The sequence below is a fragment of the Goekera deserti genome, assembly GCF_010685995.1.
Lineage (GTDB): Bacteria > Actinomycetota > Actinomycetes > Mycobacteriales > Geodermatophilaceae > Goekera > Goekera deserti.
The window spans coordinates 107,712-119,740 of record NZ_JAAGWK010000019.1 but is presented as its reverse complement, the minus strand read 5'-3'; the positions used below and the strand labels follow the sequence as shown (position 1 = coordinate 119,740).

Annotated in this window: 10 protein-coding genes; 6 read left to right on the top strand and 4 right to left on the bottom strand. The window is 73.9% G+C overall.

Annotation, left to right across the window (positions count from 1 at the left end; translation table 11 throughout):
- Window positions 1-133: 133 nt before the first annotated feature.
- The 3 genes from G1H19_RS13640 to G1H19_RS13630 all read right to left on the bottom strand — a co-directional run bounded on the left by G1H19_RS13640 (window position 134) and on the right by G1H19_RS13630 (window position 2,910).
- Complete coding sequence (locus G1H19_RS13640; RefSeq protein ID WP_152729432.1) at window positions 134-1,762, bottom strand: sugar transferase; 1,629 nt, start codon at window positions 1,760-1,762, stop codon at window positions 134-136.
- 161 nt (window positions 1,763-1,923) lie between these two features.
- The gene (locus G1H19_RS13635) at window positions 1,924-2,508 is read right to left on the bottom strand and encodes an arsenate reductase/protein-tyrosine-phosphatase family protein (RefSeq protein ID WP_162392908.1); all 585 of its coding nucleotides are present in this window, start codon (window positions 2,506-2,508) and stop codon (window positions 1,924-1,926) included.
- Between the two features lie 204 nt (window positions 2,509-2,712).
- Entirely contained in the window at window positions 2,713-2,910 is a 198-nt protein-coding gene (locus G1H19_RS13630) for a hypothetical protein (RefSeq protein WP_152729434.1), read from the bottom strand.
- 217 nt (window positions 2,911-3,127) lie between these two features.
- On the opposite strand from G1H19_RS13630, the gene G1H19_RS13625 reads away from it, so the two are divergent.
- From G1H19_RS13625 to G1H19_RS13610, 4 genes are all read left to right on the top strand, one after another.
- The gene (locus tag G1H19_RS13625; protein WP_193616491.1) at window positions 3,128-4,033 is read left to right on the top strand and encodes a hypothetical protein; all 906 of its coding nucleotides are present in this window, start codon (window positions 3,128-3,130) and stop codon (window positions 4,031-4,033) included.
- A 119-nt stretch (window positions 4,034-4,152) separates the two neighbouring features.
- Complete coding sequence (locus tag G1H19_RS13620) at window positions 4,153-5,472, top strand: UDP-glucose dehydrogenase family protein (protein ID WP_162392909.1); 1,320 nt, start codon at window positions 4,153-4,155, stop codon at window positions 5,470-5,472.
- A gap of 102 nt (window positions 5,473-5,574) precedes the next feature.
- Window positions 5,575-6,921 (top strand): glycoside hydrolase family 26 protein, encoded by a 1,347-nt coding sequence (locus G1H19_RS13615; protein WP_152729435.1) that lies wholly within the window; start codon window positions 5,575-5,577, stop codon window positions 6,919-6,921.
- An 82-nt stretch (window positions 6,922-7,003) separates the two neighbouring features.
- Window positions 7,004-8,050, top strand: a complete 1,047-nt coding sequence (locus G1H19_RS13610; RefSeq protein WP_174278046.1) for an alpha-hydroxy acid oxidase — start codon at window positions 7,004-7,006, stop codon at window positions 8,048-8,050.
- A 45-nt stretch (window positions 8,051-8,095) separates the two neighbouring features.
- Here the strand turns inward: G1H19_RS13610 and G1H19_RS13605 are convergent, their stop codons facing one another.
- Window positions 8,096-9,202 carry a glycosyltransferase gene (locus tag G1H19_RS13605; protein ID WP_152729436.1) on the bottom strand — a complete coding sequence of 369 codons (1,107 nt, stop codon included), beginning with the start codon at window positions 9,200-9,202 and terminating at the stop codon, window positions 8,096-8,098.
- Between the two features lie 319 nt (window positions 9,203-9,521).
- Here G1H19_RS13605 and G1H19_RS13600 point away from each other — a divergent pair, with 319 nt between their 5' ends.
- Entirely contained in the window at window positions 9,522-11,030 is a 1,509-nt protein-coding gene (locus G1H19_RS13600; protein WP_152729437.1) for a sugar transferase, read from the top strand.
- A 146-nt stretch (window positions 11,031-11,176) separates the two neighbouring features.
- A complete protein-coding gene (locus G1H19_RS13595; RefSeq protein WP_152729438.1) occupies window positions 11,177-11,992 on the top strand; it encodes a sugar phosphate nucleotidyltransferase in 816 nt (271 codons plus the stop codon).
- The last annotated feature ends 37 nt before the right edge of the window (window positions 11,993-12,029 follow it).

The window sequence follows — 12,029 nt, the reverse complement described above, 5'->3', positions numbered from 1 at the left end:
CACCGACAGGCTGCCGACGGTGAGCAGGACCCGCCGGAGCACTCGACGGCGGCGGGACCGGGGTGCCCGCCCGACCGTCGTCGAGGGGCTGTCCTCCGTCGTGCTCGACGGGCCCGGCTCGGGAGCCGTCATCTCAGTACGCCCCGGAACTCGTGAGCACGGCGCGCGCTGTGCGCCACAGGATGGCCAGGTCCCGGCCGAGCGACCAGTTGTCCACGTACCGCACGTCCAGCTCGATCGACTCCTCCCAGGACAGGTCGGACCGCCCGCTGACCTGCCACAGGCCGGTGACACCCGGCTTCACCAGCAGCCGTCTCTGCACCGCGTCGCCGTAGAACTCCATCTCGGCCGGCAGGTGCGGCCGGGGACCGACCAGGGACATCTCCCCGCGCAGCACGTTCACCAGCTGCGGCAGCTCGTCCAGCGAGAACCGTCGCAGGTGCCGCCCGACCGGCGTCACCCGCGGGTCGTCGCGCATCTTGAACAGCACCGCGTTGCCGGCGTCCCGCTGCTGGGTGGCGAGCACGCCGAGCTGGGCATCGGCGTCGGCCACCATGCTGCGGAACTTGAGCACGTCGAAAGCCCTCCCGCGAGTACCGATGCGTCGCTGACGGTAGAGCACCGGCCCCGGGCTGGTCGCCCGCACGGCGACGGCGATCGCGAGGAACAACGGCGACCCCAGCAGCAGCAGCACGGCCGCCATCGTCCGGTCGAACACCGACTTGGCCACCCGGCGCACGCCCCGGTAGACGGGCTCGCGCACCTGCACCAGCGGCAGGCTCTGCGTCGGGCGGATGGTCAGCCGGTCCGGCGCCACCTCGACCAGGCCCGGCACCACGAGCAGCTCGATGTCGGTGCCCTCCAGCTGCCAGGCGAGCCGGCGTACGTAGTCCGCGCCGCTGTCGCTGGTGGAGGTGACGATCACGGCGTCGGCGCGCACGTTGTCCAGCACCGCCGGCACGTGGTCCAGCCCGCCCAGCACGTGCACCCCCAGACCGGGCAGCACGGTGGCCGACGACGGGTCGGGGATGCAGGCACCGATCACCTGCCAGCCGGCCTCGGACTCCCGGCGCAGCCGCGTGGCCAGGTCGGCCAGCCCGGCCTCACGGCCGACGACGACGACCCGGCGGCTCATCCGGCCGTCCCGCCGGGCCCGGTGCAGGCTGCGCCGGGCCACGGTGCGCAGCACCAGGGTGAGCACCGTCAGCAGCGGGACCACCGCGAGCGCGAGCAGGTGCAGCCCGGCGGTGGTGCCGGCGGGCACGGGCATGCCGGTGAGGCCCAGTGCGGCGGTCGCCACGGCCAGCCCCGCAAGGGTGGACACGGCGCCGACGAGCACGCGGCGGTACTCCTCCGGCCCGGTGCCGAGCCGGCGGTCGGCGTAGGAGCCGGCGAGGCCCAGCACCAGCGGCCAGAGCGCGGCGAGCACCAGCGGCAGTCCCGGAGCGACGTCGACGCCCAGGGAGCCGGCCACCCGTGCGGCGGCCCAGGTGCCGGCCGCGGCGGCCAGGGCGTCACCGGCGACCAGTCGGGTCAGCAGCGTGACCAGCCAGTCGGGGCGTCGCCGGCGGCGGGCGGTGAACGGGTCGTAGGCCAGCACGTAGGCCGGGTGGCCCACCATGCGGTCCGCCGAGCGCCGGTTCATCGCCGGGGAGCCCGGTGTGCCGGTGGGCTGCGGGCTGCTCAGCTCGGGGTGCTCGGCGTCGAGCGGGTCGGCGACCGGCAGGGGGGCCGGCCGATCGGCTGCTTGGGGGACGGGCACGGGTTCTCCAGCTGGTCAGGGCACGGGTGCCGGTCGGCGACACGGCCGCAGGGACCGCGTCGCGGACGGCGGGTGGCCGTTCCCCCGGGAGGTCGGCACCCGTCGGTGCCGGTTGGAGCCCGGCGGCGTCGGGTGCACCCGGACGGGTGACGACGGCCCCGTCAGCGAGGCGGCAGCTGCTCGGGCTGGAACAGCACGGTCGCCAGCGGCGACAGTGCCTCCGCGATCCGATCGGCGACCGCCCGGTGCACCATCAGCGACCGCCCGATCGGGTCGGCGATGTCGTCGGCGTCGCCGCTGCGCCGATGGGCCCGCGCTGCGGAGAGCCGAGCGCTCAACTCGCGGGCACGAGCCTCCAGCGGCAGCTCGCCGATGCCGGAGCAGTCGGCCACCGCCAGCAGGGCGGCGGCCTCGACGAAGGTGAAGGTGCGCCGCAGCGCGCCGGGCGCCGGGTAGAGCACGCGGCTGCGGTGTTCGCGGGTCGCCGTGAGCACCAGGTCGAACTCCATGGCCTCACCGGCCACCAGCCGTCGGGAGGTGAAGCCGACCGGGTCTCCGCCGAGCGCGAGCAGCGCGTGCGCGGCGGCGTCGTCCATCGGCCGTCCGTGGGGGGCATCCGTGCCGGCGCTGTCCAGCGCCACCCGGGCGGCGTCGTCGCCCAGTGCGTCTCGGGCCCAGTGGGCCAGCATCCGCTCGGCCACCGGGGACCGGCAGAGGTTGCCGGTGCACACGAGCAGGATGCGCATCCGTCCATGGTGACCGTGCGTGTCGGTACCCGCTCGTCGTTCCGCCGTCAGGTCACCCGGGCGGGGGACCGTGGTCGGGTCACGGGCGACGGCGAGGGTTCCTCGTGTGCCGCGAGCCGGCATCGCTGCGGGTGACGGTTCGTCGACGCCGGGTCCGCTCCGGACCGCTCGTCCGGCCCCCGTCATCGCCAGGGACCGAGCAGCTCAGACGAGCGGTGCAGGCATGCGGCGACCCGTGGCGGGGATGAACTCGCCATCGTCGGTGAGGTGCCAGAGCTGGGTGACCTCGTCACGCTCCGCCGTCGCCCTGCGGTCGGCGTAGCCGATGACGCCGCCCAGCGCGAGGGCCGCCAGGAGCCCCAGCGACGTCCACGCCGCCCCGATCAACACGATGACCACCATGGGCACATGTCTAGTGTGTGCGCACGTAGCGTCACGGCACGCCACGGCGATCAGTTGTGACGGCGTTTGGCATGTCTCGTTGTCAACCACCGGACACCGGGGAGGCGCGCGGGCCGGATGGGGTCCGAGCGACGTGCGTGATCACAACAGGCAACAACCTGTGCACGGTCGGGTGATTCGCCTCAAGTCCTGCCCGGGGTCGGTCGATCATCGCCGGGTGTGGTGGATCTGGGCTCTGGTCGCGTGGTCGGTCGTCGGCGTCGGACTGGCGCTCGTCGTCGGGCCCTTCCTGCGGGGTGCACGCCTGGCCGCTGAGACCGCAGCCGACCGCGCCGACGGGCCCCGCCCGACGGCCCCGGCCGCCGTCCGATCCCGGCGGACCCCGCGCCGCCGCATCCCGGTCCCCGCCTTCGCCATCGTGCTCGGCCTGATCGGCGTCGGCCTGGAGGCGGTGGGCTTCCTGCTGGCCGCGGTCGGCCTGGACACCGGTGTCGGCCGGGTGCTGGCCATGGACGCCCCGCTGTCGCTGCCCCGGATGTACGTCGCGTCGCTGTTCGCCGCGGCCGCGGTGGCCGCCGCGGTCGGGGCCGCGCGGGCGCCGCACCGGCGCGCCTGGTGGCTGGCCGTCGGTGCCGTCGCCGCGGTCATCGCCGTGGTCAAGGGCGGTGGCACGGTGCACACCCGGGTCCTGGCCGCGCTCGGCGGCTACGAGCACAAGCTGGCCGGGGGCCTGGTCAGCGGTGCCGTCGCCGCCGCCGTGATCGTGGGCCTGTTCTGGCTGAGCCGCACCGAGCGCCGTGACCGCCGACGCGTGCTGGGCAGCCTCGGGCTCTACGCCGGTGCGGCGGTCGGCCTGTCGACGCTGTCCTCGCTGGTGGGGCCCGCCTGGGGCGTCGCCGCCACGTTCGTGGAGGAGAGCGGCGAGTCCCTCGCCGGGGTCACCGTGCTGGTGGCCGTGCTCGCCGGCGTCGCGCCGCGCCTGGTGCTGCCGACCGACTGGGCGCTCCGCCGGCTCGCCGACGTCGAGGCCGTCGACCTGGACGCCGCCCTCGCCGTCGAGGCCGACCGGTCGGGCGTGCCGACGGCCCGCGCCGACGGGGGCCCCGAGGCGCCGGTCGGCTGACCAGGGACCCGCGCGGGCGCGTGGCGCAGCCCACGCATGACAGCGGCGGAGTCACCCCCTAGCGTCGTCCCTGCTGTGCCGCTCGTGCACCGGCACCCCTTGGCGATGCGGAGCCCCACGTGAAGATCTCGGTCATCGGCTGCGGCTACCTGGGCGCCGTGCACGCGGCCTCCATGGCCGAGCTCGGGCACGACGTCGTCGGCATCGAGGTGGACGCGGCCAAGGCCGCCCTGCTCGCCGGCGGCCGCGCCCCGTTCTACGAGCCCGGCTTCGAGGACCTGCTGGGCAGGTCGCTGGCCTCCGGCCGGCTCCGTTTCTCCCCGGACATCGCCGACGCCGCCGGCTGCGCCGTGCACTTCCTCTGCGTCGGGACGCCGCAGAAGCGCGGCGAGTACGCCGCGGACCTCCGCTACGTCGAGGCGGCCACCGAGTCGCTGCTCGCCGTGCTCGAGCCGGGGCAGCTCGTCGTGGGCAAGTCCACCGTGCCGGTCGGCACCGCCGGCCGGCTCGCCGAGCTGGTGGGGGAGAAGGTGCCGGGGGCGATGCTGGCCTGGAACCCGGAGTTCCTGCGCGAGGGCTACGCCGTGCAGGACACGCTGCACCCCGACCGGCTGGTCTACGGGCTGCCCTCCGGCCCGGACGGCGACGTGGCCCGGGCCCGACTGGACGAGGTCTACGCCTCGATCGTCGCCACGGACACGCCGCTGGTGCTCACCGACTACGCCACCGCCGAGATGGTGAAGACCGCGGCCAACTCGTTCCTGGCCACCAAGATCTCCTTCATCAACGCGATGGCCGAGCTGTGCGAGGCCACCGGCGCCGACGTCAAGCAGCTGGCCGACGCGATCGGGCACGACGACCGGATCGGGCGCAAGTTCCTCAACGCCGGCCTCGGTTTCGGTGGCGGCTGCCTGCCCAAGGACATCCGGGCCTTCATGGCCCGCGCGGGCGAGCTCGGCGCCGACCAGGCGCTGACGTTCCTGCGCGAGGTCGACAACATCAACATGCGCCGCCGCATCCGGATGGTGGAACTGGCCCGCGAGGTCTGCGACGGGTCGCTGCTGGGCAAGCGGGTGGCCGTGCTGGGGGCGGCGTTCAAGCCGGACTCCGACGACATCCGCGACTCCCCGGCGCTCAACGTGGCGGCGATGCTGCAGCTGCAGGGCGCCACGGTGCAGGTCACCGACCCCGCCGCCGGGGAGAACATCCGCCGCAGCTGGCCGCAGCTGATGGTGGTCGACACCCCCGAGGAGGCCGCTGACCGCGCGGACGCGGTGCTGCTGCTCACCGAGTGGAGGCAGTACCTCGAGCTCGACCCGGTCGCCTTCGGCGCGCTGGTGAGCTCGCGGAAGGTGCTCGACGGCCGGAACGCCCTCGACCGGGAGCGGTGGGTCGCCGCCGGCTGGAGCTACCGGGCCCTGGGCCGCCGCAGCGACTGACCCCACCGGGACACGCCGGCGATCGACCCGGACGGGCGGTGTTGTCACCCACAGGAGTGGGCCGAATACCCGCGGGGCGCCGGCCCGGCGCATGATCGTCGTGTGCGCCGCCCACTCCACGAGCACCTCCAGCCCCGGGGACTCGTCTCCCGGCGGGCCTTCCTGCAGCTGGGTGGGGCCTCCGGCCTCGCCCTGCTGGGCGGGTGCGCCGTCGGCCGGACCTCCAGCGAGCCGTCCGCACCCGGCCGGGCCACCGCACCGGCGACCTGTACCTCCGCGGTGCTCGGCATCGTCGCGCCGGCGCCCGGCGCAGTGCTCTGCTCCGGTCCGCTGACCGTGCTCGGGACCAGCACATCCGGAGCCGGTGCGGTCAACTGGCGACTGACCGACGCGGGAGGCGCGGACCTCGCCGCCGGCGTCGCCGACCAGGTCGGCACCGCCACGGCCCCCGCCTTCGTGGTCCCGCTGGAGCTGCAGCCGGGGGAGTACTCACTGACCCTCGATGCGGGCGCCGGCTCGCCCGTCGACGCCTGCCGCTCGGTCACCCAGTCCCTGCTCGTCGTAGACGCCGCAGCGGGGCTGCACTGGCGCTCGGGCGCCTCCGGCCGCTCCTCGGCCGACGGCACGTTCGCCGCCTGGCGCGGCGACCCGGTGACCGTGAGCAGCACCTGGTCCGACGACGCCGGGGGCCAGCTGGCGCTGTGGCCGCTGACCGGGGACTACGCGGACTGGACCGGTGACCTGGACATCGCCATCGGTGCGATCGAGACGGGCGAGAACTGGGCAGCCGCGGCCCGCGGGGAGTACGACGACCGCTGGACGGCGTGCCTGCGCCGGCTCACCCGGCTCTGGGGCGACCGTGCCGGCGTGCCGTACATCCGCTTCGCGCACGAGTTCAACGGCTTCTGGTACCCGTGGACGGTGCACCCCGAGGAGGTCGGCGACTTCGTCACCGCCTGGCGACGCTTCCGGGCGCTCCAGCTGCAGCACGCCCCCGCGGCGCGGCTGGTGTTCGCGCCCAACAGCGAGAGCGCCGGCGACCGGCTGTTTGACTGGCGGACGGCCTTCCCCGGCGCCGAGTACGTCGACGTGCTCTCCACCAGCTACTTCAACGGCCGTCCGGTCATCACCAGCGCGCCGGAGTTCTGGCGGCAGGCGCTGCGCTCGGACCCGACCGGCGCCCCGTTCGGCATCCAGCGCCACCTGGAGTTCGCCGCGGGCGTCGGGCTGCCGTTCGCGTTGAGCGAGTGGGGCTGCGACGGCAGCATCACCGACTCCCCGGACTTCTTCCGGCAGGTGTTCGCCTTCTGCAACGTGCACGGCGGACCGGGGCCCGGCCAGCTGGCCTACGAGGTGCTGTTCAACGTCGCCGACGCGGGAGCCCCGTTCACCGTGGAACCGACCACCAGCATGCCGGCGTCCGCGTCGGCCTACCAGGCACTCTGGTGACCGGGTGCCCGGCGTCGCGCCGGGGCACCCACCGCTGACCCGTCCGCACGTCGAGAGGACCGGGGGCTCCCGCCCCGATCACATGCTCCGTCTGCTCGCCGACCACGTCGACTCGGCCCGCTCCGCGCTCCCGCCCGCCGTCTGGGACTACTACTCCGCCGGGTCCGGCGAGGAGACCACCCTGGCCGAGGCAGAGGCCGCCTGGCGCAGCTACCGGCTGCGGCCCCGGGTGCTGCACGACGTCTCGGACGTGGACACCGGGGTGACCCTGCTGGGCACCCGGGTGGCCTCGCCGTTCGTGGTGGCCCCGATGGCCTTCCACGCCCTGGCCCACCCGGACGGCGAGTGCGCCACGGTGGCCGGCGCCGGGGCGGCCGGCAGCCTCACCGTGGTCTCCACCCGCGCCTCCCGCACGCTGGAGGACATCGGCGCCGCCGCGACCGGCCCGTGGTGGTTCCAGGCCTACGTGATGCGGGACCGCGGGCTCACCGAGGCACTCGTCCAGCGTGCCGCCGCCGCCGGCGCCACCGCCGTGGTGCTGACCGTGGACACCCCGTACGTCGGCCGGAAGCACAAGGTGGCCGGCGTGCGCTTCGCCGTGCCCGACGACGAGTACCTGGTCAACCTGGCCCAGCACCTGCTGCCGGGCGCGGTCGGCCGCGAGGCCGCCGAGCAGGACCCGTCGATCACCCCGGACGTCATCGGCCGGCTCGCCGACGTCGGCGGGTTGCCGGTGCTGGTCAAGGGCGTGCTGCGCGGGGACGAAGCGGTGCGCTGCCTGGACGCCGGTGCCGCCGGGGTCGTGGTGTCCAACCACGGGGGCCGTCAGCTGGACCGGGGCGTGCCCAGCGCGCTGGCCCTGCCGGACGTCGTCCAGGCGGTGGCCGGGCACGCCCCGGTCCTGGTCGACGGCGGCATCCGTACCGGCCTGGACGCGCTGGTCGCGCTCGGGTTGGGCGCCGACGCCGTGCTGGTGGGCCGGCCGCTGCTGTGGGCGCTGGCCACCGGCGGGGCCGGCGCGGTGACCGCCGCCCTCGACGAGCTCACCGCCGACCTGCGGCACGTGCTCGCCGTGGCCGGTGCGGCCCGGACCGCGGACCTCGACCCCAGCATGGTCATCCGGCTCTGAGCCCGTCCGCGGCGCCGCGAGGGGGCGGCGCCGCGGGTCAGCGGGTCAGCGGGCGGGCTTGGCCCACTGCAGGACCCGGTCCCCGCGCAGGCAGCGCGCCATGCCGCCGAAGGCCACGGCCTGCAGGTAGAGCACCTGCGCGGCCAGTCGGGCCGGCAGCGGCAGCCGCACGTCCCGCTGCTGGGCCGCGAACGAGGCGGCACCCACGGCGTGCCCGGCCAGGAACAGGCGCGCCAGCAACGAGCCCGGTGCCGACCGCACGGCCATCAGCAGCAGGGCCAGGTGGCTCAGCGGGCCGATCGTGGAGCGCCAGAGCTTGTGCCCCCAGATCTGTGCGCTGACGAAACCCCGGCGAGGGTCGAGCAGCTGTCGCTTCCGCCACATCACCCAGAGCCCACCGCCGAGCACCCGGGTGCGCCGCTCCCAGGACAGGGCGGTGCCGCCGATCGAGTCCTCGCGCACCACCGCCTGCGGCTCGTAGGCCACCCGCAGCCCGCGCTCCATCAGGTCCAGCGCGACCCAGAGGTCGTCGTTGGAGATGTCGGTCGGGATCACCGGCCAGGTCGAGCGGCGGACGGCGCACAGGCCGCCGTCCAGACCGAGCGTCGTGCCCATGAGGTCCTCGTTGCGCTTGAGCCAGGCCTCGAAGCGCCAGTAGGCGAGCTCGCCGCCGGTGCCCTCGAGCTTCTCCCCGGCCACCGCGCCGACGCCGTCCTCGGACAGCCGCCGCACCAGGTGTGCGATCGCGCCCTGCTCGAGCTCGTTGTTGGCGTCGCTGATCACGACCATCTCGTGACTGGCGGCGGCGACGCCGTGGTTCAGCGCCTGCGACTTGCCGCGGCGCTCGGGCAGCAGCTCGACCCGGGCTCCGGCAGCCGCGGCCTTGGCCGCCGTCTCGGGGTCGCCGTCGGCGACGACAAGCACCTCCAGCGGGCCGGGGTAGCCGTTGGCGTGCACGTCGGCGACCTTGGCGCCGATCACGCCGGCCTCCAGGTAGGCAGGGACGAGGACGGTGACCGCGGGCCACGCCGCGGGGTCGACCCGGGGGGCCGGCTGCCGGCGGCGGGCCACGGCGGCCAGGGCGATGGGGTAGCCGACGTGCCCGATCGCCGCAGAGACGACCAGGCCGGCCACGAGAGGGGTGCTGCGCACCGATGTCTCCCAGGGGTCGAGGGCGGCTTCGGGTCCATCACGGAGGGTACTGCCCCCGCCGGGGCGTCCCGTTCATCACAACGAGTGACAGCGGGATCTCGGACACATCGAATTCCTACTCGTTGTGATCGACAAGTGACGTGAGATCACGACCCGCGCATCGTACGTCCGCGCTGGTCCCAGGCTGGGACCGATGCGTTTCGGAAAGTCGACACGTTCGTGGAGCGCTGCACGGATCCCGCTTCCCCATCACGCTGAGTGGCGCTACGTTCGCCCCTCAGGGTGAAGATGTACCCCGGACGACGAGCAGGAAGGTGACATGGTCACGCAGGGTGTGCAGGGAACGGCGGGTGCGCGGGCCCCGGAGGTCGGGACGGCGCCGTCGCCGGCAGCCTCGTGGACCGTCTCGTCGCCGTCCTGGCGGACGCGGTACGTCCGCCGGATCATGGTCGGCGACCTCGTCGCCGGCATCGTGGCCGCCACCGTCGGTTACGTCGCGCGGTTCGGGTCTGCCGCCGAGACGTCCTACGCCCCGGCCTACCGCGCCGCCGTGCTGATCGCCTGCCTCCTCCCGTTCGTGTGGGTCTCAGCCATGCTCGTCGCCCGCACCTACGAGCAGCGCTTCCTGTGGGTCGGTCCCGAGGAGTTCCGCCGGGTGTTCTCCGCCGCGGTGAGCATCCTCGCCGCGGTCGGCACCGTGAGCTGGGCGTTCAAGCTCGAGGTCGCCCGCGGGCTGGTCGTGGTGGCGCTGCCGCTGGCCACGCTGCTGACCCTCCTGCAGCGCTTCCTGCAGCGCCGCTGGCTGCACCGCCGGCGCGGCCAGGGTCTCTACCAGCAGACGCTGCTCATCGTCGGCCACCGCAACGGCGTCCAGGACCTGCACGCCCAGATCGACCGGGAGGCCTACCAGGGCTACCGGGTGGTCGGGTGCTGCCTGCCGTCGGGCCAGCGCGGGGCCGGTGGGGCGGAACTGTTCGACCGGCTGCCGGTGCTCGGTGACCTCGGGGACGTCGTCGACGTCGTCCGGGCCCACCACGTCGACACGGTCGCCGTCCTGCCCTCCCCGGAGCTCGACTCCGCGGCCCTGCGCCGGCTGGGCTGGGGCCTGGAGGCGACCGACGCCGAGCTGCTGCTCGCGCCGGCCGTCACCGACATCGCCGGCCCGCGGGTCAACATCCGGCCGATCTGCGGCCTGCCCCTGCTGCACATGGAGCGTCCCGAGCTGCGCGGTGTGCGCCGGGTGGCCAAGACCTCCACCGACGTCGTGATCAGCTCGGGCCTGCTGCTGGCCCTGCTGCCGGTGCTGTTGGTCATCGCCCTCGCGGTGAAGGCGAGCAGCCGCGGCCCGGTGTTCTTCAAGCAGGAGCGGATCGGCCGCGACGGCCGGCCCTTCCGGATGCTGAAGTTCCGGTCGATGGTCGTCGGCGCCGAGCAGATGACCGAGGACATCGTGGTGGACGACGGCAACGGCGTGCTGTTCAAGCTGCGCGAGGACCCCCGGGTCACCCGGGTCGGCAAGCTGCTGCGCCGCTACTCCCTCGACGAGCTGCCCCAGCTGTTCAACATCCTGGGCGGGAGCATGTCGCTGGTGGGCCCGCGGCCGCCGCTGGCCGCCGAGGTCGAGCGCTACGGCGACGACATGCACCGTCGCTTCCTGGTCAAGCCCGGCCTCACCGGCCTCTGGCAGGTCAGTGGCCGCTCGGACCTCTCCTGGGACGACTCGGTGCGGATCGACGTCCGGTACGTGGAGAACTGGTCGCTCGCCTTCGACTTCATGATCATGTGGAAGACGGTGGGCGCCGTCGTCCGTGGATCGGGCGCCTACTGAGCCGTGCTGACCACCCGGTCGGCACCCGGTCGTGGAGGCGGTTCACCCGTTGGGGGCCGGCTCCGCGGTACGGGTTGGTATCGGTCCAGGGCGCCCGTAGCGTGCCCGGTGACCTGCGTGGCGCAGCGAACGAGGAGGACCAGCAGATGACGTACCCCGATGTCCCCACCGCGGAGATCCCGGTGGTGATCCTGTGCGGCGGCATGGGCACCCGGCTGCGCGAGGCCAGTGAGCACCTGCCCAAGCCGCTCGTCGACATCGGCGGGCGCCCCGTGCTCTGGCACATCATGAAGACCTACAGCCACTACGGCTTCCGGCGCTTCGTGCTCTGCCTGGGCTACAAGGGCGACATGATCAAGGACTACTTCGTCGACCACCGGGCGCGGATGAACGACTTCACCCTCGAGCTGCGCGGCAGCCACGAGCTGGAGTTCCACACCGCGCACGAGGAGGAGGACTGGTCGATCACGTTCGCCGAGACGGGGCTGACCACGGCCACCGGCGCCCGGATCGCCCGCGTCGCGCAGTACCTCGACGCCCCCCGCTTCGCGGTGACCTACGGCGACGGCATCGGTGCCATCGACATCCCGGCCGTGCTGAAGTCGCACCTGGCCGGTGGCAAGCTCGGCACGCTCACCGGCGTGCACCCCAGCGGGCGCTACGGCGAGATGGTCCTGTCGGGCGACGACGTCACCCAGTTCAACGAGAAGCAGAACCAGACCGGGTACGTCAACGGTGGCTTCTTCTTCTTCGAGCGCGAGTTCGTCGACCGCTACCTGGACGCCTCGGCCACCGACGAGATGCTCGAGCACGCGCCGCTGCAGCGCCTGGCCCGCGACGGTCAGCTCGGCGTGCACCGCCACGAGGACTTCTGGATGGGCATGGACACCTTCCGGGACTGGAAGGAGCTCAACGGCATGTGGGACGACGGCCGCGCGGACTGGAAGGTCTGGGAGGACTGACCCTCCTCCGCCCCCACCTGGCTCTCCCGGGCTCAAG